The organism is Oceanobacillus indicireducens (genome assembly GCF_014647195.1).
Classification (GTDB): Bacteria; Bacillota; Bacilli; order Bacillales; family Amphibacillaceae; genus Oceanobacillus; species Oceanobacillus indicireducens.
The window spans coordinates 1-24,549 of sequence record NZ_BMOS01000002.1 but is presented as its reverse complement, the minus strand read 5'-3'; the positions used below and the strand labels follow the sequence as shown (position 1 = coordinate 24,549).

The window sequence follows — 24,549 nt, the reverse complement described above, 5'->3', positions numbered from 1 at the left end:
ATGAATAAATTTCTGCCTCCTGTCCATACTGGAAATAACCAAATGGAGAGGGGTAACGACTATGCAACAGTTCATTATATCTTTTCTAATCGCAACCTTTATAACGCTGACAGGATCAACTCCTGCACATACAGAAATAGACCCACTACACACGCTGACAGAAATTACAACTACGAACCAATTACCACTAACAGGCTGGGAAGTAACCCTGAAAGAAACAATCCACACAACTGACTTTGAACAAATTGTGAATGATAAAAAAAATAGTTATTTCGTATCTAGAACAGAAGATGAAAATAGTATAATATTTAACTTTGTTAGTGCCGATAAACCGGCATTAATTACAACCCAAAAACGAATGATTATAGCGAAGGAAAATCCAGGGCAAGTAGAACTAATTGCCGTCCTAAAAGGAGACTCATGGAACGAATCAGTCCAGCAGGAATATGACGAGACACGTAAAAATCTTCTGAATAAACTTTTCCACACAAATGTCAAATCATTTACTTGTATTGAAGTGATAGAAGATGATACAATAGGGAATAGGGCGATTATGGAGAATTTGACAGAATCGCTACAGCTGGTACATATAGAAGAACAGTATGATTCATACGAAATGTCCAAGCTTAAAAAGTTGATTTACGGGTATACACCACTATGGAATGACAAATTCATTCTGGAAGGTATACCTTATAACGTGCAAATTGCCACAGCCGAGAAGGAATCAGGAGAGCTTGTCTACACGATAGGAACACCTATCCTAATTACTGAATACTAATATCTAGAAATAAGGATTTGAAGGAGATTTATAAATATGGAAAAAATCATCGTAAGAGGTGGACAGCAACTACGCGGCACAGTAAAAGTAGAGGGTGCCAAAAATGCCGTATTGCCAGTTTTGGCTGCGAGTTTAATTGCCAGCGAAGGCAAGAGTGTCATAACAGACGTACCTGTTTTAGCTGATGTCTATACAATTAATGAAGTACTGAGAAATCTAAATGCCGATGTAGAATTTAATGCAAATACGAATACCGTGGAAATTGATGCTTCCAAGGAATTACTTACAGAAGCCCCATTTGAATATGTACGAAAAATGCGCGCATCTGTGCTTGTTCTGGGACCATTACTTGCCCGCTACGGCCATGCCAACGTCGCAATGCCGGGTGGATGTGCCATCGGATCCCGTCCCATCGACCTTCATCTGAAAGGCTTCGAAGCTATGGGAGCAGACATTCATGTCGGCAATGGGTTCGTTGAAGCACGAGTGGATGGTCGTCTTCAAGGTGCAAAAATTTATCTCGACATGCCAAGTGTTGGCGCAACCGAGAACATCATGATGGCAGCATCCCTTGCAGAAGGAACGACGATTATTGAAAATGCTGCGAAAGAACCTGAAATAGTTGATTTAGCCAATTATTTGAATAAAATGGGTGCTGATATCGTTGGAGCAGGTACAGAAACCATCCGTATTTACGGAGTGGAAAAGCTTTACGGCACAACGCATACGATTATTCCTGACCGGATTGAAGCAGGAACCTTCATGGCTGCAGCTGCAATTACAGGTGGAAATGTTTTAGTGGAAAATGTGGAAAGCGAACATCTCCGTTCCGTTATTTCCAAGATGGAAGAAATGGGTGTATCGATTGAAGAAGAAGGCACAGGACTCCGTGTGATCGGACCGGAAACCTTTACATCAACCGATGTCAAAACACTTCCATATCCCGGATTCCCTACCGATATGCAATCCCAGATGATGGCTTTGATGCTGAAAGCAAATGGCACAAGTGTCCTCACCGAGACGGTTTTTGAAAATCGCTTCATGCATGTAGAAGAGTTCAGAAGAATGAACGCTAAAATCAAAATTGAAGGTCGCAGTGTGATCGTAGAAGGGCTAAATGACCTGCAAGGTGCTGAAGTTGCAGCAACCGATCTACGCGCTGCTGCTGCGCTTATTTTGGCTGGTCTTGTAGCAGAAGGACATACCCGCGTCACTCAATTAAAGCATCTTGACCGCGGCTATGTGAATATTGTTGGAAAGCTTGCTGCATTAGGTGCTGACATTGTCCGTGTTGATGAGTTCGACAATGTGATTGAAACAATTACAGAAACAAACGAATTAAGCGGAGAAGCAATTGCAAAGTTATTATAAAAAATAAACCGTCGGGCAGTTCGGACGCCTGGATACAAAATTAAACACCCCTATTTCAGAAAAAACAATTCTGGTAGGGGTTATTTGTATTTATAGCCTTTAAACCGTTATATTTTTTCCTATAAACTGCAATTCACAGGTCTATTTCTAACTTTTTCGTATAAATATAATAGTAGATTGCAATACTAGGCTGTGCATAAGGGGAAGTGAAACTCCTCTTCACGGCAAATCAGCGACGAGGAGGGAATTTGTGAAAAGTCCGAAGAAAAACGCCCATATCCAGAAACTACTCAAGAAAAAGACACAATTGAAATCAGTATCCAGCAAGCCGAAGTTTAAAACAATGAAACGAAAGCCACCCCCTTTCATTAAACGTAAGGGTTCTGCTTATTTCCAACATCACCAGCTCTCTTACCGGCTGCCGCTCATCCTGCTGGTTGCTTCCCTGTTTATCCTTATTATTGCCATTCCGAGCCTGATCGTGCTGCCACAGAACAAAAATAATAAAGCAACAGAGCCGGCGGATGATTTTACAATTATGAATGAACAACAACAGGAAGCCATATCCGTCGCGGTCATGCGAACGAAAGCAGATGTCGTTGAAGATGTTTCTCTGGAGAATTATATTGTCGGTGTCGTTGCTGCGGAAATGCCTGTAACCTTCGAAATGGAGGCACTGAAGGCTCAAGCCATTGCAGCTCGGACGTATACAGTTAACCATCTCCTCACAAATGATGAGGATTCCTACGATATTACAGATACCGTGCAAGATCAGGTATATAAGAACAATGACGAATTAAAGCAGCTATGGGGCAGTGCCTATGAAGACAATATTAAAAAAATCAAAGCTGCGGTGGAATCGACGCGTGGAGAAATTTTAACGTATGAAGATGCTCCGATCATGCCTGCCTACTTTTCGATGAGTAATGGCTATACGGAAAACTCGGAGGACTATTGGGAAAAAGAGCTGCCCTATCTACGGAGCGTGCCAAGCCCATGGGATTTAGAAAACCCGAAGCTCGTTAATCAGGAAACATTTACGAAAGCCGAACTGGAAGAGCGTCTTGGTATTACGTTATCCAGTGATGCGGCTGATCATATTACGATTGCCCGCTCAGACAGTGGCCGCGTCAGTCAATTTACAATGGATGAAAACACATTCACAGGAAGGGAAATCCGCGATAAGCTTGAGCTCCGTTCCACGGATTTCTCCGTTAAACAAGCAAATGATCATTATATTTTCACGACGAAAGGAAATGGTCACGGCATCGGCATGAGTCAGTACGGTGCGGATAGTATGGCGAAGGAAGGAAAGAACTATGAAGATATCGTGAAGCATTACTATCAGGGAATAGATATAAGTACGCTTGATGAAGCAGCTCCGACCCTCGTCTCGAAATAGACGGGGGTTTTTCCTTGATTACTGATAATATTGGCAAGTAACAGCTTAATTTCCCCTTAACAACCAAAATAATACATGTTTATGAAAAATATTTCCTTGCAGATGTATAGATTTTCTATTTTCTGAACAGAATGGTTGTTGAGGTGATGAAGATGAATGAGGAAAACAAATTCGGTCCAAAAAAAAGTTGGACACGCATTTTCCGTAAAAAGTGGTTCTTCCCTAGTCTTTATTTGGTTCTAGCAGCTCTATTAATCTCAGCAGTTGTCTGGTACCAAAATAATGGAGACGATCAGGAAATTGTCGAGGAGCGGGAACAGTCCGAAGAGTATTCCCCGGTTCTAAATGAAGAGGAAGCAGAGCCTGTCATGGAACAACAAGAAGTCGTACAATTACCGATCGAAAACACTGAAGAAGCGCAGATTGTAACGAAATTTTTTGACTATAACGCAGACGAATCAGAGAAGGTAAATGCCCTAATCCATTACAACAATCGTTATTATCAAAGCACAGGTATTGATATTACAACAGAAGATGGGGAAGGCTTTGAAGTAGTCGCTGCGTTAAGTGGTACAGTCGCTGAAGTGAAAGAGGACCCGCTTTTAGGGAATGTTGTCGTAATCGATCATGGTGACGATGTGAAAACCTATTATGCGAGTCTTGGCGATGTGAAGGTTGAAGCAGATGCAAATGTAAAACAAGGAGAAGCAATTGGTACAGCCGGGAAAAATAAATTCGGAACAGAGCATGGCAACCATGTTCACTTCGAAGTCCGAAAAGGTGATACACCTGTGAACCCGGAAGCATTGCTGAACCAACCGCTTGCAAACATTGCTGAACTCATGGACTCAGCTGAATCAACTGAGGATGTAGCGGAGGATGCGGACGAATCAGAAGGTGTAACAGAAGAAGCGGAAGAAACAGAACCAACAGAAGAAACGGATGCAGTCGAGCAGCCAGAAGAAGCGGATGAACAGGATGAAGACGCTGATGCTGAACTAGATGAATCCGACGCTGACTTGGAAGTTGAAGATGAACAACCAGAAGAAACGGAAGACGACACAGAAGAATAAACACACAAGCAAACACCTTGGCATTTCAGGCCAAGGTGTTTTTGCGTGGTGGGACAAATGCTCTGACCCCTAGTCCCAAAAAGATTTATTCATATTCGGTTGGTGCTTGTAATAAAATGTTACAAACCAACCAAGATTTTAGTGCTGAGGTGAAGGAGCATAGTAGTGACTTTTTCCGTTCCCGCAATGATGCAAATTACATAGACTCACTTTTCGGTTCAGTTGACAGCATTAAATAATGAGCCCCGGTTGAAGAGATAAGAGATGACACCTCAGAACGATCAACTTAGGAGGCGAACGGTGTGCATGATTACATCAAAGAAAGAGCAATCCGTATTGGACAGCATGTGATTGAAACGAGAAAGACAGTCCGGAAAATTGCCAAAGAATTCGGGGTCTCCAAAAGTACTGTCCATAAAGATTTAACTGAACGTTTACCTGAGATCAATCCCGAACTTGCCGGACAGGTGAAAGAAGTGCTGGAATATCATAAAGCAATCAGACACCTGCGTGGCGGGGAAGCAACGAGACAGAAATATAAAAATGAAGGCCGCCTGAAGGTAAACCCCTCCCGGAATTAATACCCCCAAGCTACTAGTCGCCTCCCGGGATTAGTAGCCCATTTTTTTACAGAACTTCCCAGAATGAACCCGCATCCCTATCTGCCGTCAAGCACAACAAAAATTTCATAAAATAATTATCAATAAAAGAAGTTAAATGTGACAAACTGTGATAAAATATGTTAATAGTAGCATTGTGTCTAAATCACGATGTAAGACAAGTTAATTTGGGAGGACCTAGATAGAATGTTTTCTAGAGATATTGGAATAGACCTTGGAACCGCCAACGTTTTGATTCATGTAAAAGGAAAAGGAATTGTGTTGAATGAACCAGCTGTAGTAGCGATGGACCGAAATACTGGAAGAGTACTGGAAGTCGGAGAAGAAGCCCGTCGCATGGTTGGTCGGACACCTGGAAATATAGAAGCAATCCGCCCGTTGAAAGATGGGGTAATTGCTGATTTTGATGTGACTGAAGCGATGTTAAAGCATTTTATTAATAAAATCAATGTTAAAGGCCTGTTTACAAAACCGCGCATGCTCATTTGCTGCCCGACGAACATTACCAAAGTCGAGCAGAAAGCGATTAAAGAAGCGGCGGAAAAGTCAGGCGGAAAGAAAGTGTATCTGGAAGAAGAGCCCAAGGTCGCAGCAATCGGTGCTGGGATGGAAATTTACCAGCCGAGTGGAAACATGGTTGTCGATATCGGTGGAGGAACGACAGATGTAGCCGTTCTTTCTATGGGTGGCATTGTAACCTCTGAGTCCATTAAAATGGCAGGGGATAATTTTGATGCAGAAATTCTACAGTATATTAAGAAAAAATATAAGCTCCTAATCGGTGAACGGACTGCCGAAGAAATTAAAATCAATGTCGCAACCGTTTTTGAAGGTTCACGCGATGAATCCCTTGAGATTCGTGGTCGAGACATGGTGAGTGGCCTTCCGCAAACAATAACGGTAAACTCCAAGGAGATTGAAGAAGCGCTTCGTGAATATGTTTATGTAATTGTACAAGCTGCGAAAATGGTTCTTGAGCAGACTCCACCGGAACTATCTGCTGACATCATCGACCGTGGTGTCATTCTCACTGGCGGAGGGGCGCTCATCCACGGTATGGACCAATTGCTTGCTGAAGAGCTGAAGGTGCCTGTATTTGTGGCGGAAGAGCCAATGAGCTGTGTTGCTAAAGGAACCGGAATCATGCTTGAAAACATTGATAAGATCGAAGGTAAAAAGATTGGATAAGATTGAAAGGTGCTAAGCGACCCTTACAGTAAGTTGGGCGAATCGTTTCGCGGGCTTGGGACTGCTTTTACTTGTCCCACCGAAGAGCGTTTGTACCAGCACATAGCAGTAGTCGCGGCAACGCAACGTAGAAACTGTGTCTCCCAGGACGGGAAGCGGTTCTTCCGAGGTAGTTTTTTCACGGTAGAGAAACATTCGTTGCAAAGTCGCAAGAAGCTTACTTAAGAAGAGAATTCATCTTGTTTGTGCTAGGTGCAGTACGGAAAAGGTTATTGCTAGCAACTTTCAGTTCATAATCCACAGATTTTTATTAGTAATTCAATAATTTTTCAAAATATCCTGAACGCTAAAAAGGAGGAAATCGCGTGTTACGAGGATTCTACACTGCTGCAAGTGGCATGATGACCCAGCAGCGTCATCAGGAAGCATTAGGGAATAATCTGGCAAATATAAATACACCAGGATACAAGGCGGATCAAGCAACAATCCGGTCATTTCCTGAAATGCTGATTCAAGCCCAAGGGAAGAAACAGTTACCGGTGAATCGGAACGTGCATCTCCCAATAAGTGAGACAATCGGTTCGCTTAATACCGGAGTCTATGTCCAGGAATTCGTACCTAATTTTGCGCAGGGCGGCATCCGCGAGACGAATATCGGAACAGATCTTGCTATAACGCAAGATGCAGTACCGGACGAGACAGGTGGCATCTTTTTCCGTGTACAAAATGAAGCAGGGGAAGAACGCCTCACTCGCAACGGAAATTTCACCATTGACGGGAACAGCTTTCTTGTGACGAATCAGGGCTATTACGTGTTAAATAACGCTGGTACACCGATTGAGACAGGTGGCAGAGATTTTACCGTGACGGATACGGGAATGCTTCAGACCGATACGGAAACGATTCCGCTAGGACTAGCCTACGTAAACGATGTGAATGAACTAACAAAAGAAGGCGATAACCTGTACGACGGCGAATCAATTGCGGTACCGGCTGATGCTGAATTTACTGTTTTGCAAGGCTTTCTAGAGCAGTCGAATGTGGACGCGCAGGCGACGATGACAGACCAGTTGAATGCTTACCGGATGTTTGAACTGAATCAGCGCGTGTTACGGGCTTATGATGAAAGTTTAGGAAAAGCAGTGTCAGATATCGGCCGCCTCGGTTAAACAGGATTTAGATTGGAGGTTTTTAGATGTCGCGGACGATGATTCAGGCAGCTGTGACGATGAATCAGCTGCAACAGAAATTAGACTTGATTGGACATAATATGGCGAACAGCCAAACACCCGGCTATAAAACACGAAACTCGGAATTTTCCTCCCTTTTAACCCAGCAAATCAATAATCTAAACACCCCGGAAAATGCGGTGAATCGACTAACGCCAGAAGGAATTCGTGTTGGGTCTGGAGCAAAGCTTGGAGCAATTAATAATGATTTTTCTATCGGATCTCTACAGACGACAAACCGGGCACTCGATCTTGCCCTTCGCAATGAAAGGCATTTTTTCCAGATTCAAACGGGGGAACCGGGAGCACTCGAGACGAATTACACACGCGATGGAAGTTTTTATTTACAGCCGACGAGTGCAGGGGCGGATGCAGTGATGCTGACAAATGGCGATGGCGAACCCGTCCTTGGGCAAAATGGTGAGCGAATTATAATTGCAAGTGGCTTCGAGGGAATCGAGGTTCGCGATAATGGGCAAATCGTCGTTGAACGGAATGGTGAGCTGCAGGTAGTTGGTGCAATTGGCATTGTCGAAATTACGCGGCCACATTTACTGGAAGCAGCTGGTGGCAATCTTTTCCGTCTGCCTGATGCTGGTGAGTTGGGCTATGTGATGGATGAAGTTGTGGAGCAAATCGGAGTTACCAATTTATTAGTTGAAAGTGGGATGTTGGAGCAGGCGAATGTTGATTTGGCAACTCAGATGTCAGAATTAATGGTGGCTCAGCGTGCCTACCAGTTTAATTCCCGGACGATTTCAACGACCGATCAGATGATGGGACTCATCAATCAACTGAGAAGTTAAGATTAAGGAGAACAAACGATGTCAACAAAGCAATTAAGACTAGCTGGAATAGGAAAGAAACAAGAAAAATCCAGCGAAGCAGAGGATAAAAAGCTAAATAAACGTGCAAAAAAAGCGGAACTTGCCGCCGAGAAAAAACAATCGAAGGCAAAAAGTCCTGAAACAAAAGAGCAGCAAAGGCGAAGTGAACAGCGGGACAAGCAATCGAGAGTACGGATTTTCCCGATTTGGCTGCGCATTATTATTGTTGCGATTCTCGCCGTATTTGCCCTTGTAGCAGGGCTTATGATCGGTTACGGAATCATTGGCGACGGAACCCCGACAGACGCACTTAAGGTGGAAACCTGGCAACATATCATCGACATCGTTACAAAAGAATAAAGTGGCACTTCTTCTCGTATAAGAGCCACACGTACAAGTTATATTGTGGTAAATGATAAAGGACATAGGTGGAAATCCTATGTCCTTTTTGTGAGTGTATTAGCTTTCGTTAGGCTGCAATTTTTAATTAAAAGTTAATCGACCCGTCCTCCAGTTATTAAACGGAAAATAAGCACGATTAAGGCGATAACTAAAAGTATGTGGACAAGACCGCCGCCAACATCAAATGAAAAGCCTAATAGCCATAATACGAGCAATAGAACAATAATTGACCAGAGCATTTTGTTTTCCTCCTAACTACTTCTAAGGTTGATTTTTGAGAAATGCACTTGCCTTTCTTTTTCCGTTTTCGATTGGAGTCAAACATGCAAACTTGATATAATCAAAACTAGCAAGCAAAAGGATATGGAAGCATCATTTTAAATATCCCTGCTTTATCATGGTGAAAAGAGGAGATTAAAACATGAATACGGAAGAAATTAAAGCAATTATCCCGCACCGTTATCCATTTTTATTAGTCGATAAAATTGTAGAGATGGACGAAGCGAAACGCGTGGTAGGCATTAAAAATGTAACAATCAATGAACCGTTTTTCCAAGGACATTTTCCCGAATATCCGGTCATGCCAGGCGTGCTGATTGTTGAGGCAATGGCCCAAGTTGGTGCAATTGCAGTGCTGAATAAGGAAGAGAATAAAGGGAAAATCGGCTTCCTCGCAGGACTGGATAAATGTCGTTTTAAACGTCAAGTAAAACCAGGAGACCAACTGCGACTTGAAGTGGAAATTACACGGATGAAAGGGCCGATCGGGAAAGGGAAAGGCCGGGCAACCGTTGATGGTGAGCTAGCTTGTGAAGCGGAGATTACATTTGCGATTCAGTAGGGAGTGTGTTAGGAGGAGCGATATCGTCTTTTATGTGTATAATGTATGACTTTCGGGTAAAGTGGTTATGCTAAATTCGAGCAACTACTTTAAGGAAAAGGAGGCATACACAGATGATGAATAAATGGCTTCTCCGTATTGGTTCACTTGCATTAGCACTTACATTGATCACAGGGTGTGCGACAAATAACGACAACAATGACAATAATGATAACGAACCAATTGACGAAACACCACGTGACCAAAATGATGACAACCAAGGTAACATCGACGACGGAACCAATGGTAATAATGGCGACAACAACGACAACGAAGACATAATCGAAAGAGACGACACAGAAAGAGAAAAAGAACTCGACAGAGACGACACCCGCCAGAGATAATGAGCGCGGCGGGACATGGGGTCAGAGCAACTGTCCCAGATAGAACGCAGATGGCGGGACATTGGGGTCAGTGTAATTGTCCCACTTAATAAGAGTCCCATCGTCACCGCATATATAATAAAAAAATGGGTCATTCAAGATGATTTCTTGAATGACCCATTTTTGTAGTTCCGGGACAAAAGCTCTGACCCCGCGTCTCGCTAAATCTGGGACAGGAGCTCTGACCCCGCGTCCCGCTCCAACCCCGTGTCCCGCTAAATCTGGGACAAGGTCTCTGACCCCGTGTCCCAGCTAAACTTCCCACCAGTGGTTGCCGTCTTGGTTGAGGAGTTCGTCTGATTTTTTCGGTCCCATCGAGCCGGATTCATAGTTCGGGAAGTTCGGCTGTTCATCTTCCCAAACTTTTAAGATCGGGTCGATGTATTGCCAGGACAACGCAACTTCATCCCAATGTGTAAAGTTTGTCGCGTCACCAATCATGCAATCATATAGAAGTTTTTCATACGCTTCTGGCGTGTTTATTGCTGGCATCGCGCCTTGTTTATAACTAAGCTCAATCGGCTCCGCAAGTGCCTCAGAACCAGATTTTTTCGCATTCAGATAAAGGGCGATTCCTTCATCCGGCTGAATATTAATGACAAGCAAGTTCGGATGATGTTCCCGCTCGCTCTTAAAATACAGGTTCATCGGTATATCTTTAAATTCAATGACAATCTTCGTCCGCTTTTCTGGCATTCGCTTTCCAGTTCGAATATAGAACGGAACCCCAGCCCAGCGGTAATTATCGATTAAAATTTTCCCAGCCACGAACGTCTCTGTATTGGAAAAGATGAGATCCTCCGATTCTTTTCGATAACCGGCGACCTCTTTATCATTTACAACACCGTGTCCATACTGCCCGCGGACATAATACTCATGAACCTGATCTAAGTCAAGTTCCCGAAGCGCACGCATTACTTTAATTTTCTCCGAACGAACTTCATCCGTTGTCAGACTGATCGGCGGTTCCATCGCAAGCAGCGCAACCATTTGCAGCATATGGTTCTGCACCATATCCCGGATCGCCCCTGAATCATCGTAATAGCGCGACCTGTCCTCCACCCCGAGCGTTTCACTCGACGTAATTTGGATATTGGAAATAAATCGGTTGTTCCACAAGTGTTCAAAAATTCCATTCGCAAACCGGATAACTTCAATGTTTTGTACCATCTGTTTTCCAAGATAATGGTCAATCCGATAGATTTGCTCCTCATCAAACGCTGCCCGAATTTGGTTATTCAACTCTTTTGCCGAATCCAAATCATGACCGAACGGCTTTTCAATAATCAAGCGTGTCCAGCCCGGCGTTTCTTTCAAGCCGTATTCCTGCAGGCTATTTGCAATCTGTCCGAAAAATTCCGGCGCCATAGCCAAATAGAATAACCGATTTCCTTCTGTGTCGTATTGTGATTCAAGCTGTTCCACTAATTCTTTCATGCGGTCGTAAGCTGTCTTATCCGTCACATCAAAGGATTGATAGTGGAAATGTGACGCGAAATCATCCAACTCCTCGCACTCACCAAATGCTTGTTCAACCGATTCCTTTACATTATCGCGGAACACCTCATTGGACCATCCTCTACGTGCAAGTCCAATTACGGCAAAATCTTTACTAATCGTATTATTCCGCAAAAGGCGGTATATGGAAGGGTATAGCTTACGTTTAGCTAAGTCACCTGTTGCTCCAAATATTGTAATTAAAACTTTTGGCTTTATTTGTTCACTCATCAAACTTCCCTCACTTTATTGGAATAAAAATTATCGCAGTGTAACTGGCTGTAAGACTCCTACTTCAAACTTTAAAGTGGGAGATCCGCCCTTCCAGTAACGGCTCGATTATTTTATTAAACATTCCGTTAGGTTAAAAAGTAAACCCCGCAGAATGAAGTTTTATTTTATTGTAATGGAGTTTAGAAATTTAGCAATAGATACGAACTGAAAGTCAGTGAATTGTTTAAAAGAAAAAATATTCAGAAGTGTGTACTGTTTCAAGCTGAAGTTATTTATCTTATTTATGAACCGACAGTTTCACGACAACTTGCCGGATGACCTCTGAAAACATTAATCCAATCGCAATTCCACCAGCAAGCAATGCAACCTCAACCGATAGCTCAATTGCTGTCGTATAATCATTTTCGACAAAATGACGCATCGCATTATATGCAAGCCCACCTGGCACGAGCGGGATGATTCCGGAAATATTGAAAATGATAATCGGCACTTTAAACAGGCGGGCACAGAAATAACTGAGCACCGATACAAGCATCGCTGCAAAAATCGTCGCTGGAACATTATTCATAACCGCTGGTGTCAGAAAATAATAAAGCATCCAGCCGGACATCCCAACGAATCCGCATTGAATGAGGGCTCTTTTCGGGGCGCTGAATAAAATTCCGAATCCGCTTGATGCAATGAAGCTTGTAATAAGTTGTGCAAGTATCGTCAAAAGAACCCCCTCCTAGACAAAAGCGAATAGCAGCGACACACCAGCACCGATCGAGAACGCGGTCAATGTCGCTTCGACACCTTTAGATATTCCAGAAAGCAGATGTCCCGCTACCATATCGCGAATGGCATTCGTAATATGGAGCCCAGGAACGAGCGGCATCACTGCTCCAATAATCACTTTATCGAGTTCCAAAGCAAATCCATAATGAATCAACAGATAAGAACTGATTCCAATGACGAAAGCACCGAAGAACTCCGCCAAATAACGGATTTCAAGAAGACGGTCCATCCCAGCCATTACCGCAAAGCCAAGCCCACCGGCAATACAGGCTGGAAGGAAATCAGTCCAGGTCCCCTGAAACATTATGACAAAACAGCCGCTCACGAGCGCAGCAATTATAATCTGCAGCCAAACCGTATAAACAGGAGGGGCCGCTTCAATTTTTAGCAGTTTGCGGTATGCCTTTTCCGGGCTTAATTCCCCGGCGATGATTTTCCGGGAAATACTATTCACTTCGGCTATTTTATGCAAATCAGTCGGGCGCTTTAAAATCCGCACAAAGTTATTCACTTCGGTCATCCCAGCTGAGAAATTAATCCCAGTAGGTGTAGCATGACTCTGCGCACTCTCGACGCCAAAGGCATGCGCCATCCGATTCATCGTATCCTCCACCCGATGCGTCTCCGCCCCGCTCATCAACATAATCTTCCCAGCTATCATACAAACCTTCACAATACTATCCCGATCAACCCAAACCAACCACCAAACCAACCCCCTCAAAAAAAACACCTACCCAAATCATACACCGGGACACAGGGTCAGGGCAACTGTCCCAGTTTGAGCGGGACATTGGGGTCAGAGGCACTGTCCCAGGGGAGATGCCTTTTTGGGGTCAGTGCTGTTGTCCCAAACTTCAGTGGGACACTGGGGGCAGGGCATCTGTCCCGCACAGAACAAAAAAGACACTCATCGGAACGAGTGTCTCCTTATGTAGCTATCTATTCCACACATTATCCTTGCACCGACAAAAATAAAAACACAAGCGCAATAATAGGAATGGCATTCGACATCATGATCGCAATCATCGAAAAGCTAGTTACAACCTGCTTGCTGTCCTCATCAGTACCTACAGCTCGTTGCAAGAAGACAAAGAAGACCGAGAACGCAATTAACATAATAACAATAATAACAGGTAGATAAATCTGATCGACCGGGACCGGTTCGACATTGACGAATCCTAGGATAAGTAAAACAATCGGTAATGCTTCAATGAGTGCCGTACTAATGAAGAAATTTTTATGTACTTCAGCAACTTGACTCGGATTTTCCTTGAGTCGTTCTACATTTTTCTTATACATCATTAAAATACCAAATACTGCAATAGCGGCTGCTATTACAAAAATATACAGTCCCATAGAAATCCCCCCTATTCTTATGTATCGTTGTCTCCCATCCTTATTCTAACAAAGCGATTGCCCCAATAATAGTCCCCAAATTATTCAAAATTCAATTGAACTGGGTGATATACCGGGACAAGAGCTCTGACCCCATGTCCCGCTCCAAATCGGGACAACGCCTCCGTCCCCATGTCCCGGTATCCTCACGGTTAAATTTGCCCAATCAACCTTTCTTTCGTTATAATTTAATCGATACGTGTAAATTGTTTGTTGAATATGTTAATTAGGAGAATATTATGTTTAACTTTGTCGATCTAGCTATTGCTTTTACGATAGCACTTTTTTCGAGCTTCCTGCTTACTTACGCGGTAAAGAAGTTTGCCGTGAAGGTCGGAGCTGTGGACTTTCCGAACTATCGTAAAATCCATAAAGAAGTCAAACCCAGATTAGGGGGCATTGCCATATTTTTAGGTGCACTGCTTGGTATGGTATATTTACAGCCTCAGCATGAGCACCTGCCGGAAATATTCGCCGGAGCTCTCACTATCATTATAACTGGCGCACTAGACGACCGTTTCAGCATTAAACCAGTAGCAAAATTAACCGGCCAACTCATCGCCGCATCTTTTATCGTCTCATCCGGTCTTATTATCGAGCGGGTTACAATCCCCGGTATCGGAATGATCGATCTTGGCTTTTTCAGCGTTCTCATCACCGTCCTCTGGATTGTTGGGATTACGAACGCCATTAACCTCATTGACGGACTGGACGGGCTCGCAACCGGTGTAACGACGATTGCCTTAATCAGTATCTTTATTATGGCTGTCACGGATGCTCAGGTGATGGCAGCTTATCTTGCTATCGTACTGATCGGTGCGAACCTCGGATTCCTTTATCATAACTTTTACCCGGCGAAAATATATATGGGGGACACAGGCTCAAATTTTCTCGGTTTTATGATTGCCGTCGTCTCGATGCTTGGTCTATTTAAAAACATCGCATTCTTTAGTTTCATCGTACCAATCATCGTACTTGCTATACCAATATTCGACACACTCGTCGCCATCATCCGCCGTGCCTATAATAAGGAAAGCATCATGGCAGCCGATAACAAGCACATCCATTATCAGCTAATCAATGCCGGCTACAGTCACCGGAAAACTGTAATAATCATCTATTTGTTCAGCGCTGTATTTGGCGGCCTTGCGATTTTGTTTTCGGAAGCTAGTCTAAAATTTGCTCTCCTTATCAGCGTCTTCGTATTTTTTTTCTTGCATATCTTTGCCGAACTTGCAGGGATTGTTATGGGAGGAAAGCGTCCAGTAGTTGACCGTTTAAGGAAAATTCGCTGGAAATATAAAAAGCCAAAAGTAAAAACGAATAAAAAGAATGATAAGCAAGGTTATCAGGACAATTGACATGTTCAATTGTCCTTTTTAAATAGAAAAAAATGATAGTTAAAAACTCGCCGCGCGATGTAATAGTCCTGCCAATTAATAGTTCCAATTACTTGCATATATATAATATGAGCTAAAGGAATCGTAACGGAGTGATATTCCAACAAAAAAGGAGGAAGTTAAGCTTGCAAAAAGAAAACAACAAATAGCATTCATTGCAATTATTTTAGCAGCGACGGTACCGACCGTTATAAAACGAATATCTCCCATGCAGATCACTTCAATGTAAATAATAAACATCTCTATGGTGCAACAGGAACAGGCTTTGCTGATGCACGATCAGGAGCAGTTCTTACAGCGAATAACGACAGTGCGATTGTCGTCGTGCCCCACCGTGTGCCAGATGTGGTTCCCAACTACATCAAGAAAAATAAACACGAGGAAATCTCCATTATCGGTGGAACAGGTGCAGTCAGTGATTTAATCGTCAAAAATCTAAACAAAATAATAAAATAAAACTCCAATACAAAAAGGGAGACCCTTATGGATAAATTCATAAAGCCTCTTTTTTTACTTTGTAATCTATAATAATAGCATTATATTAAATGTTTTTAACAAAACCTTCCATCAAATGTAACACTCGTTTCGTATAGTAATAGTAGAGTTAAAAAGTTGAGGAGGAGAATGCATAATGTCTTTTAAAAGAAAAATGGTAGCAGGATTATCCGCAGCAGCAATCGTTGCTTCGGGAACAATGTCACTCAATGTGCTCGCAGACCCAATCCAACCCGAGCAACCCCGAGCCGAGGCCCAATATAAGGCAGAAATTATCGAACGAATTTACGGAGCTGATCGTTACCGCACCTCCATTGAAATTAGCCAAGCAGGCTGGGCAGATGGTTCAGCTGAAAAAGTGATTATCGCAAACGGTTTGGAATTTGCTGATGCACTTGCAGGTGTGCCACTTGCTTATGCTTGGGATGCACCGATTCTATTAACACCGAATGATTCTTTTCTAAATGACACTTTAGAAGAATTAGAGCGCTTAGGAGCCTCTGAAGTACATATTCTCGGAGGAAAAACAGCAGTAAGCGACGAAGCGGCTGAGGTAATCGAAAAAGCTGGATACAACGTTACCCGGATTGCTGGAGATACAAGATATGAAACCGCAGCTCAAATTGCAGCAGAACTGACTGACGGTAAAGCGGAAAAGGCAGTAGTCGCAAGCGGCCAGTCTTTTGCGGATGCATTGTCGATTGCTGGTATTGCAGCGCAAGAAGGAATCCCAGTTCTCCTAAGCCTTTCAGACCGTCTACCTGAAGCAACAAATGTAGAGTTGGAAAAACTTGGTGTTAACGAAACAATTATCATTGGTGGAGAAAATGTTATATCTAAAGATGTTGCAAACGAGCTTCCAAGACCAGAGAGAATTCGAGGAAAAGACCGTTATGAAATAAACATTGCCTTACTTGAAGCATTTAATGTAAACCCAGAAAATGTCTATGTTGCATCTGGTAAAGATTATGCCGATGCTCTCACTGGTGGAGTGCTTACAGCGAAAGAAGGCGCAGCATTAACACTGGTTCATGACCGGCTACCAGCATCCCTTGCAACTTATTTGGAAGAAAACGAACCAGAAGAAGTTTCTATCTTCGGTGGGCAAAGTGCAGTCAACTCATCTATCTACGAACAATTGCAAGGATACGTGAAACCAGAAGAAGAGAATTTCAACTTAACGATCATGCATACGAACGACACCCATGCTAATCTAGATGAAGTCGCAAAACGGGCAACTGCTGTAAATAATGTGCGGGCCGAAAATCCCGAAGCATTACTCCTTGATGCAGGAGATGTTTTCACAGGTACATTGTACTTTAATGAATTTCTTGGACAAGCAGACTTGGAATTCATGAATTATATGGAGTATGATGCGATGACATTCGGAAACCATGAGTTCGATCTTGGCTCATCACCAGAAGGTCACCAAGCGCTTGTTGACTTTGTAAAAGGTGCGATGTTCCCATTTGTCAGCAGTAATGTCGATTTCAGTAAGGATGAGAAATTCACTGGTCTTTTTAGTGATCTCCTGTCCTCTGATCCAGCCAACGGGAAAATTTACAATGGAATCATTAAAGAGGTTGAAGGAGAACAAGTTGGAATCTTCGGCTTGACAACTGTCGATACAGTCGGTATTTCAAGTCCAGTAGATATCGAATTTGAAGATTATCTGGAAGAGGCGGAAAAAGCGGTACAAGCATTTGAAGATCAAGGTGTCAATAAAATTGTTGCGATTACTCATATCGGTTTCGATGATAACCCTGCAGTGGACAATGATTTAGAATTAGCAAAGCAGATTGACGGCGTCGATGTCATCGTTGGTGGGCATAGCCACACCGTACTAGAGGAACCAGTCATCGTGGATACAGATGAATCTGGGGCAGCGAAAGACCCCACCATTATCGTACAGACAGGGAACGGCAATGCGAATCTTGGATTGCTTGACGTTGAATTTGACGAAAATGGGGTAGTCGTTACACAAACAGGTAAATTAATCCCAGTCAGCGAACAAGAAGAAGATCCGGAAGCAGCGCTCTTGCTTGAAAAATATAAAGAGCAAGTAGAAGAAGTTGCTCAGGAAGAAATTGGTGTAACTTTAGAAGAACCGCTAACAAACCCACGAACTGGGGACAAAGGCAGTGAAACAGGTGAAAGTGTACGTAAAAACGAAACGATTCTTGGAAACGTTATTACCGATGGCATGCTGCAAGCTGCAAAGGTTTATGATGAAAATGTAATAATGGCATTGCAAAATGGTGGCGGAATTCGAGCGCCAATCGATGCCGGTCCAGTTACAGTAGGGGAAGTCATCGCAGTTCTTCCATTTGGTAACACACTGGCAGTCATGGATGTAACAGGTGCTGAATTGAAGGAGGCCTTTGAAATAAGTGTAGGTAACTACCCAAGCGAGAATGGCGGGTTCCTGCATGTCGCCGGTGGTAAAGTTGAATTTGACGCATCTGAGCCAGCTGGAAGCCGCGTCATATCTCTCAAGTATGAAACAGCAGATGGCAGTTTCCTGGAAGTGGAAGATAAAGAAACCTACACGATTGCTACAAATGCATTCACTGCAAAAGGCGGAGACGGGTTCACTGTTTTTGAAGAGGCCTATGCGGAAGGCCGTGTAACGGACCTTGGACAATCGGATTGGGAAAATTTCAGAGACCAACTCGTACGCCTTGGCAGTGATAACATTCCAACTGAAAAGGAAGGAAGAATTACCGTAGTGTCGGAACAAGAATAAATGGAAAAACGGAAAAAAACTGATGGTAATGAAAAATGCCCTAGAAGAAGGGGAGAAATCACGCTCATAGAAAAAATCACCATCGAACTTATGAAGTAATAAAAATGGACCCCGAAATAAAAAGAGATGATCCAGTAGCATTCTGAATCATCTCTTTTCAATTCGTGAAAACCTCAAAAATACCTATCTTTTCCCTCTCATTAAATATATTTAAATCACATTTCGTGATATAATTTAAGTCAATATATAAGGTGAGGGATTGCTATGATGCTGTTTATCGAAAAGATTAAAAACAAACTGAAGAAACCAGAGTCGATACACATCGATTTTCTTCCGACCAAGTTATTTGACAGTAAAAATTGGTTCCATCAACCGTCACTCATCAATCTTTCTATTGAAAATCATACAATACATCTACAATCAAAAACAACAGAAAGTGCATATGTAAACTTTTGGGAATCAAGTTCCAGTTATTCCAGGCTGGGAGAACGTCATAATAAAATCATCCTTCATTCCCAAAACTCAATCTTCATCGAAGGTCATACGACAAACTCGCTCAACTATCAGATCTACCTAATTGAATACGATGAAGAAAATCAGCAGACGAAGAAACATACGATTCAGTTAAATCAATTACATCAAATTATTCCAAGCCCGTCAACAAAGGCTGCCCGTTTAGCCATACGTATCAATGGGGAAGGAGAAATGGAGATACACAATCTTTTCACGTCACCATTTTTACCGGTAGAGCGAACAGAGAAGACTTCTATTCGTCACTTGAATAATTTGAAATTCGCAGGCGCCCTGCCGCAAAGTGCTGTAACAAGCCTAAATGCTGTTACTCAAGTAACCCGCTTGTACGCACATAATTGGGGAAAAACACTCGCAAAAGCTGTCCCTGATTTTCTTTTAATGGAAGCAGGCGAACTGCATGAAGCTAAATGGGGCGACATACAAGACCGGACATCGCCAATCGGCAGGCTTATACTTTGGTGCCAGACGTCTGATATCCCGATGATTCTTTGGCACAAACAAACTGAGGCACCATGCGACAAACTACTGACGCGGCTTGCTGATTTCAAGTTCGTACTGACTCACGATCCCGTAGTCTTTAACATGTACAAACAAGCACCCGGAGAAACACCAGTATATCTCATCCCGTACACAACCGGTGTACCGTCCATCGATGTTTTTAAAAAACATCCCTCAGTAACGGTGCTAAGCGAGACTACAGCAGAAGCAAACGCAGAATCCAAAACGGAAACAGAAGCGCAACGAATACAGCAAAAGCCACCGAACAAGCAGCCAATCACCATTGAAACCATCCAAGCTGCAAATAATACGGAAAAACAAATCGAGGAGCTGCTTGCAGAAGGACATCTCGTAATCTGTGAAAAACTTGCCTTGGACGGTAGTATTTACCAGAGTTTAGTCCGAATCTATGAAACAGAATCAGAGCTCGAGCAAGTGATCCAAGCCTATCAAAACAATCCGGATCAAGCTGCGGACGATTACCGGTCGATTAGCCGCACGATTTATTGGAAGCATAACTATCGTGATTTCATGCATTTTATTACGAAAAGTCTCCATATTGAACATGCGACAAGGCTGCCGTCCGCTACAATTGTTTTCTCAATACGTACGGAACAAGAGTACCAAAATGTCATCCGCACAATTGAAAAACAGACAGCGAGTCGTGTTAACTGGATCGTATTCATTACACCGTACCCTTGCTTCGAGCAAGCAATGAACGCTCTCCTTGCCCGGGACAATATCCAGGTTTATATCGCTAGTTTTGCAGCTAAGAATTATGCGCTTGACCAGCTGACGAAAAGCACGTACGTTGGAGTTGTGGACAGCAGTAGGGAATACGACGCTTTTTACATCGAAGACTGCATCAACACGATGTATTATTTCCGAATGACTTCTTTTGTTGACCGTTCCATTACGAATAACAAACCTGTTATTGCCAGATTCTTTTTAACGACAAAATATAATCATCATTCGCTCGTCAGCTTGATGGAAGCTTTCATTCCAAAGGAGAAGGTTATGTGAAACGATTAAATATTCTAATCTATATCGCTGAAAGCATGCATACAGGCCATCACGATGCATTTCTTTCACTTTTGCAAATAACTTCCAATGATACAAGAATAAAAATCAACGTTCTGACCGAAACAACCGAGCTCTATGACGTGATCAAGGCATCGATTTCTAAAAATCAAGAAGTTAAACTATTTGCAGTGGAAAAACTTATGGAAGAAAAATCAGCCGCCATCAACACGAATGAAAAAGCGATCACTTACTTAAAAATCACCGAAAAATTCGATACGCTAATTTGGATGGGACCACTTGAGGAATTGGATAAGCTTACGAAACTACCGGCAGCAAGAGTCATCCCATTTCTGCCAGTCGAATCGAATCTGGTGCAAGACAGCCTGAAAGCTTATCCGTTCATCCTTACTGATTCGATGCAACAAAAGGAAAATATAAGACGCATCGAATCATTACAGGAAAAAATAATCTACCTTCCACCGTGGAAGGAGAAAGTCTCAGCCCAGATTCCTGTCATCGTCAACAGACGCGGAATTACAGAGGTTTACCCGAATTCAATTACAGAAGCGGACGACACGCTCACGGAAATCATGGAAACAATCAAACGTGAAACTCCGAGCTTCGATTGGCGTTACAAGGACAATGAAACGGATTATTATAGTTTAGACACAGAAACTGATATTGCAGTAGTATTGGAAGCGGATTTCCGTTCCTACCTCCACTATGCAAAAGCAGGAAAGCCGGTTATCTTGCCGGAAAATGAGCAATTCAGCGATCTGCTTGGAAGGGATTACCCATTATTCATCCAACAACCAGATGATTTAATAACTCTCCTTCCAGAACTACTCGCGAACGAGGAGATGTACTACACAGCAGCGAAAAAATGCTATGTCTTAGCGAGGGAATTTGATTACGAAAAAAACGAACAGCAATTGCTTGATGCACTAAGATCATTTAACGCCAAACAAGAAACAATTTTATTTGCCGGTCATGATTTCAAATTTCTTTACCCGTTCATCGAGCGTTGTGCGCGGACCGGGAAAAAAGTATTGCTTGATAACTGGAAGGGGCATACAAAGCATAATAAAGAAAAAAGCCTGAAGCTATTGCAAAAAGCAGATATTATATTCTGTGAGTGGGGACTCGGCAACTCAGCTTTCTATCAAAATTATGTAAAGCAAGGTCAGAAGCTGTTCATTCGTGTTCATCGTCAGGAATTGCAGACGAAGTTTTTGAAAAAGGTGGACTTTAAAAAGGTTAAGAGCGTCATCACGATCAGCCCGCAAATGCTCGAGGAATTCCACCGAGTTCACCGGATACCGCGCAAAAAGCTGAAGTTAATCCCAAATATGGTTGATACAAGAGCGTTCCAACACCCGAAGAAGGAGCATGCCAAATTTCATCTCGGAATCATTGGAATTATTCCGAAGTTAAAGCGAATTGACCGCGCAGTCGAAATTTTTGAGAAACTATGGCAAGAGGACGAACGTTACGAGCTCCACATTAAAGGGAAAATGCCACAAGACTTTCCGTGGCTGCAGGATAGGAAAAAGGAAATCACCTATTTCGAAGGGGTATTTGAAAAAATTAATAATGCACCATGGAAAGAAAATGTCGTCTTTTCCCAATTTGGCTCCGATATCCCGGAATGGCTGACAAACATTGGAGTCATTCTTTCCACGAGTGATCTCGAGGCATTTCACCTTGCACCAATGGAAGGAATGGCAAGCGGAGCAACGCCGATTGTGTTCAATTGGGAAGGGGCAGATCTTATCTATCCACATGAATTCATCGTCTCAAGCGTTGATGAGGCGGTGGAAAAAATTAAAAACCTGGAAAAGAGTGGGCAGCTATCAGAGTATCAACACATCTATGAACGCTATGACACCGGGAAAATCACAACTGAACTCATGCGACTCGTTTTCGATTAAAAAAGAGTGTATGTAGCCTAGTGTGGCTACATACACTCTTTCTTTATGCAAAATTCACCTAAGACCACGCAAGATATATAATTACACCAATATTAAGTAACGTGATAATGAGCGCTATACTAGGAATCAATTTCTTTTCCCGCTTCGAGACAAACGTAACAATGCTCATCACAATAGACACGATTAGTCCAACAATAATAAAAACTGCGATGATATCTGTCACCGTTTCACTCGTAGATTGCGCAACCGGACCAAGCAAGATCATGGACAAACTTGTTACGATGCTCGCAATCAGGAAAATATAACTTTTCCATGAAGTAACTTTACTATCCCACACCGTCACTTCCTCCTCTACTAGAATCTCCTTTTATTTTATACCGTTTTTCTTCTCCATTTACAAACATTTATTCTCCAATTCATCCAAAATTAACATTCCCTGGGTATAATCAAAAGTAATGATGCATAGAATCGATATGTAGCCCAATCGAGAGGAGAATTTAATGAAAATACAGGCTGTTGCGGAGCGCGGTTATCCAATAAAATTTCCCGAGAATACATTGTCTTCTTTTCAGGCAGCAATCGATTTGAACTTTACCCATACAAAATTTGAGGTGCATCTGACGAAAGATGGTATCCCCGTCGTCATGCGTGATACGACCATCGACCGTGTAACGAGCGGTCGTGGTGAAATCAATCAATTCACCTATGCGGAATTGCTTGCTTTCCCGATCAATCATGACGAACGAATTCCCACCCTCGCAGAAGTCATCCATTTAACAAAAGGCAAAATAAAAACTGCCATCGAAATTAAACAGAGCGGTTTCTATTACGGTCTGGAGGAGAATGTGTATGATATCATCCGCCAGCACCAAGCAATGGAAGATGTTTTCATTATTTCGGAAAATCATCATTCACTCGCTAGACTGCGCATATTATCGAAGCAGATCAAACTCGGCTTACTTAGGGAAAATCCAGGAATTCATGATTTCTTCTTACTGAAAGAACTCATGGCATCTTATTATATGCTTAAGTTCGATTTTCAAACGGTTCAACAGCTCGATCTCGCTGTTCTTAAACGAATGGGCATCCAGCCGATTGTCGGTACCGTCCAAACGATTGAAGAAATGAAATTCATGCAAAACTATCCAGAAATCCTCATATCCACAACCGAACTGGAGAAATACCAAACAATCGCCCACCCCAAAACAATCACTATTTAATCGGGACATCGGGGTCAGAGCACTTGTCCCAGCTTGGTGGGACATTGGGGTCGGAGGCATTGTTCCAGTTTGGTGGGACAGAGGGGTCAGAGGCATTGTCCCAGGTTAGATTTTATAGAGGAAGGGCGGGCTCCTATGTTTCTAGAAGAGATAATTCGTCGTGAAGGAAACCTTGTGCCTTAGAACAACTACCATTTACAGTGAAGGCCATTCTATCTTCCATTTGCCGTGTTCGTTCGCTATAAAAGGACTGATCCACCCGCTCTCCGCCCTGCAATAACATTCAGCCGCTAGAAAGTGCTCTGACAACTCCATCTTCCCGAATGCACTACCATCATATAAAATTGGAACTGCCTCCCGTTTGAATCCCCAATAATCTGAATTTTAACTAATAAATAGAAATCCTCCCTGAAATCATTGCCCTCTATTTGAAATGGAATGGAACGAATTGTGAAAAAATGGGACAGGTACACTGACCCTAATGTCCCAACTGGGACACTTGCTCTGACCCCGATGTCCCGCTCACCAACTGGCGCAGTTGCCTGACCCTCTGTCCTACGATTGTTTATCGTGGGCGATATTGATATAATATGCTTGGAATCTACATTATTAATCTCATCATTATATCCTCGGAGGAAGTGAAGAA

Annotated in this window: 23 protein-coding genes; 17 read left to right on the top strand and 6 right to left on the bottom strand. The window is 42.8% G+C overall.

Annotated features, from left to right (window positions below):
• Positions 1-61 precede the first annotated feature (61 nt).
• The 9 genes from IEX94_RS01665 to IEX94_RS01625 all read left to right on the top strand — a co-directional run bounded on the left by IEX94_RS01665 (position 62) and on the right by IEX94_RS01625 (position 8,848).
• The gene (locus IEX94_RS01665) at positions 62-778 is read left to right on the top strand and encodes a YwmB family TATA-box binding protein (RefSeq protein ID WP_188855777.1); all 717 of its coding nucleotides are present in this window, start codon (positions 62-64) and stop codon (positions 776-778) included.
• Between the two features lie 36 nt (positions 779-814).
• Positions 815-2,149: a UDP-N-acetylglucosamine 1-carboxyvinyltransferase gene (gene murA, locus IEX94_RS01660; RefSeq protein ID WP_188855776.1), complete on the top strand. Its 1,335-nt coding sequence runs from the start codon at positions 815-817 to the stop codon at positions 2,147-2,149.
• 250 nt (positions 2,150-2,399) lie between these two features.
• A complete protein-coding gene (gene spoIID, locus IEX94_RS01655; protein ID WP_229782523.1) occupies positions 2,400-3,551 on the top strand; it encodes a stage II sporulation protein D in 1,152 nt (383 codons plus the stop codon).
• A 152-nt stretch (positions 3,552-3,703) separates the two neighbouring features.
• Positions 3,704-4,624 carry a stage II sporulation protein SpoIIQ gene (gene spoIIQ, locus IEX94_RS01650; protein WP_188855914.1) on the top strand — a complete coding sequence of 307 codons (921 nt, stop codon included), beginning with the start codon at positions 3,704-3,706 and terminating at the stop codon, positions 4,622-4,624.
• A gap of 302 nt (positions 4,625-4,926) precedes the next feature.
• On the top strand, positions 4,927-5,205 hold the full coding sequence (spoIIID, locus tag IEX94_RS01645) for a sporulation transcriptional regulator SpoIIID (protein WP_156854285.1): 279 nt from the start codon (positions 4,927-4,929) through the stop codon (positions 5,203-5,205).
• 225 nt (positions 5,206-5,430) lie between these two features.
• Entirely contained in the window at positions 5,431-6,432 is a 1,002-nt protein-coding gene (locus IEX94_RS01640; protein ID WP_156854287.1) for a rod shape-determining protein, read from the top strand.
• 365 nt (positions 6,433-6,797) lie between these two features.
• Positions 6,798-7,601 (top strand): flagellar hook-basal body protein, encoded by an 804-nt coding sequence (locus IEX94_RS01635; protein WP_188855775.1) that lies wholly within the window; start codon positions 6,798-6,800, stop codon positions 7,599-7,601.
• Positions 7,602-7,627: 26 nt separating this feature from the next.
• Entirely contained in the window at positions 7,628-8,467 is an 840-nt protein-coding gene (locus IEX94_RS01630; protein ID WP_156854291.1) for a flagellar hook-basal body protein, read from the top strand.
• An 18-nt stretch (positions 8,468-8,485) separates the two neighbouring features.
• Positions 8,486-8,848 carry a DNA-directed RNA polymerase subunit beta gene (locus IEX94_RS01625; protein ID WP_156854293.1) on the top strand — a complete coding sequence of 121 codons (363 nt, stop codon included), beginning with the start codon at positions 8,486-8,488 and terminating at the stop codon, positions 8,846-8,848.
• Positions 8,849-8,982: 134 nt separating this feature from the next.
• Here the strand turns inward: IEX94_RS01625 and IEX94_RS01620 are convergent, their stop codons facing one another.
• On the bottom strand, positions 8,983-9,129 hold the full coding sequence (locus IEX94_RS01620) for a lmo0937 family membrane protein (RefSeq protein WP_188855774.1): 147 nt from the start codon (positions 9,127-9,129) through the stop codon (positions 8,983-8,985).
• 182 nt (positions 9,130-9,311) lie between these two features.
• Between IEX94_RS01620 and fabZ the strand changes: the two genes are divergently transcribed.
• Entirely contained in the window at positions 9,312-9,731 is a 420-nt protein-coding gene (fabZ, locus tag IEX94_RS01615; RefSeq protein WP_156854297.1) for a 3-hydroxyacyl-ACP dehydratase FabZ, read from the top strand.
• A 113-nt stretch (positions 9,732-9,844) separates the two neighbouring features.
• Entirely contained in the window at positions 9,845-10,114 is a 270-nt protein-coding gene (locus IEX94_RS01610) for a hypothetical protein (RefSeq protein WP_188855773.1), read from the top strand.
• A gap of 291 nt (positions 10,115-10,405) precedes the next feature.
• Here IEX94_RS01610 and zwf read toward each other — a convergent pair whose 3' ends face one another.
• The 4 genes from zwf to IEX94_RS01590 form a co-directional block, all read right to left on the bottom strand.
• Positions 10,406-11,881, bottom strand: coding sequence for a glucose-6-phosphate dehydrogenase (gene zwf, locus IEX94_RS01605; RefSeq protein WP_156854301.1), 1,476 nt, complete (start codon positions 11,879-11,881; stop codon positions 10,406-10,408).
• Between the two features lie 280 nt (positions 11,882-12,161).
• Entirely contained in the window at positions 12,162-12,599 is a 438-nt protein-coding gene (locus IEX94_RS01600) for a threonine/serine exporter family protein (protein WP_156854303.1), read from the bottom strand.
• 12 nt (positions 12,600-12,611) lie between these two features.
• Entirely contained in the window at positions 12,612-13,373 is a 762-nt protein-coding gene (locus IEX94_RS01595) for a threonine/serine exporter family protein (RefSeq protein ID WP_308425563.1), read from the bottom strand.
• A gap of 239 nt (positions 13,374-13,612) precedes the next feature.
• Entirely contained in the window at positions 13,613-14,017 is a 405-nt protein-coding gene (locus IEX94_RS01590; protein ID WP_156854305.1) for a hypothetical protein, read from the bottom strand.
• Positions 14,018-14,295: 278 nt separating this feature from the next.
• Between IEX94_RS01590 and IEX94_RS01585 the strand changes: the two genes are divergently transcribed.
• The 5 genes from IEX94_RS01585 (at position 14,296) to IEX94_RS01565 (ending at position 22,683) form a co-directional block, all read left to right on the top strand.
• Positions 14,296-15,417 (top strand): glycosyltransferase family 4 protein, encoded by a 1,122-nt coding sequence (locus IEX94_RS01585; RefSeq protein ID WP_156854307.1) that lies wholly within the window; start codon positions 14,296-14,298, stop codon positions 15,415-15,417.
• Between the two features lie 189 nt (positions 15,418-15,606).
• A complete protein-coding gene (locus IEX94_RS20210; RefSeq protein ID WP_156854531.1) occupies positions 15,607-15,912 on the top strand; it encodes a cell wall-binding repeat-containing protein in 306 nt (101 codons plus the stop codon).
• A 175-nt stretch (positions 15,913-16,087) separates the two neighbouring features.
• Complete coding sequence (locus tag IEX94_RS01575; protein ID WP_188855772.1) at positions 16,088-18,697, top strand: cell wall-binding repeat-containing protein; 2,610 nt, start codon at positions 16,088-16,090, stop codon at positions 18,695-18,697.
• 264 nt (positions 18,698-18,961) lie between these two features.
• Positions 18,962-20,752, top strand: coding sequence for a hypothetical protein (locus IEX94_RS01570; RefSeq protein WP_156854311.1), 1,791 nt, complete (start codon positions 18,962-18,964; stop codon positions 20,750-20,752).
• On the top strand, positions 20,749-22,683 hold the full coding sequence (locus tag IEX94_RS01565) for a glycosyltransferase family 4 protein (protein ID WP_156854313.1): 1,935 nt from the start codon (positions 20,749-20,751) through the stop codon (positions 22,681-22,683). Before IEX94_RS01570 ends, IEX94_RS01565 begins: the two co-directional genes overlap by 4 nt.
• 58 nt (positions 22,684-22,741) lie before the next feature.
• Here the strand turns inward: IEX94_RS01565 and IEX94_RS01560 are convergent, their stop codons facing one another.
• Entirely contained in the window at positions 22,742-23,020 is a 279-nt protein-coding gene (locus IEX94_RS01560) for a hypothetical protein (protein ID WP_156854315.1), read from the bottom strand.
• A 163-nt stretch (positions 23,021-23,183) separates the two neighbouring features.
• On the opposite strand from IEX94_RS01560, the gene IEX94_RS01555 reads away from it, so the two are divergent.
• Positions 23,184-23,903 carry a glycerophosphodiester phosphodiesterase gene (locus IEX94_RS01555; RefSeq protein ID WP_156854317.1) on the top strand — a complete coding sequence of 240 codons (720 nt, stop codon included), beginning with the start codon at positions 23,184-23,186 and terminating at the stop codon, positions 23,901-23,903.
• The last annotated feature ends 646 nt before the right edge of the window (positions 23,904-24,549 follow it).

Coding starts and splice junctions, on each gene's coding strand:
- IEX94_RS01555 (WP_156854317.1), top strand. CDS start 23,184: ATGAAAATACAGGCTGTTGCGGAGCGCGGTTATCCAATAAAATTTCCC.
- spoIIQ (WP_188855914.1), top strand. CDS start 3,704: ATGAATGAGGAAAACAAATTCGGTCCAAAAAAAAGTTGGACACGCATT.
- IEX94_RS01620 (WP_188855774.1), bottom strand. CDS start 9,129: ATGCTCTGGTCAATTATTGTTCTATTGCTCGTATTATGGCTATTAGGC.
- IEX94_RS01590 (WP_156854305.1), bottom strand. CDS start 14,017: ATGGGACTGTATATTTTTGTAATAGCAGCCGCTATTGCAGTATTTGGT.
- zwf (WP_156854301.1), bottom strand. CDS start 11,881: ATGAGTGAACAAATAAAGCCAAAAGTTTTAATTACAATATTTGGAGCA.
- IEX94_RS01665 (WP_188855777.1), top strand. CDS start 62: ATGCAACAGTTCATTATATCTTTTCTAATCGCAACCTTTATAACGCTG.
- IEX94_RS01575 (WP_188855772.1), top strand. CDS start 16,088: ATGTCTTTTAAAAGAAAAATGGTAGCAGGATTATCCGCAGCAGCAATC.
- IEX94_RS01625 (WP_156854293.1), top strand. CDS start 8,486: ATGTCAACAAAGCAATTAAGACTAGCTGGAATAGGAAAGAAACAAGAA.
- IEX94_RS01630 (WP_156854291.1), top strand. CDS start 7,628: ATGTCGCGGACGATGATTCAGGCAGCTGTGACGATGAATCAGCTGCAA.
- IEX94_RS01640 (WP_156854287.1), top strand. CDS start 5,431: ATGTTTTCTAGAGATATTGGAATAGACCTTGGAACCGCCAACGTTTTG.
- IEX94_RS01570 (WP_156854311.1), top strand. CDS start 18,962: ATGATGCTGTTTATCGAAAAGATTAAAAACAAACTGAAGAAACCAGAG.
- murA (WP_188855776.1), top strand. CDS start 815: ATGGAAAAAATCATCGTAAGAGGTGGACAGCAACTACGCGGCACAGTA.
- IEX94_RS01585 (WP_156854307.1), top strand. CDS start 14,296: ATGTTTAACTTTGTCGATCTAGCTATTGCTTTTACGATAGCACTTTTT.
- IEX94_RS01610 (WP_188855773.1), top strand. CDS start 9,845: ATGATGAATAAATGGCTTCTCCGTATTGGTTCACTTGCATTAGCACTT.
- fabZ (WP_156854297.1), top strand. CDS start 9,312: ATGAATACGGAAGAAATTAAAGCAATTATCCCGCACCGTTATCCATTT.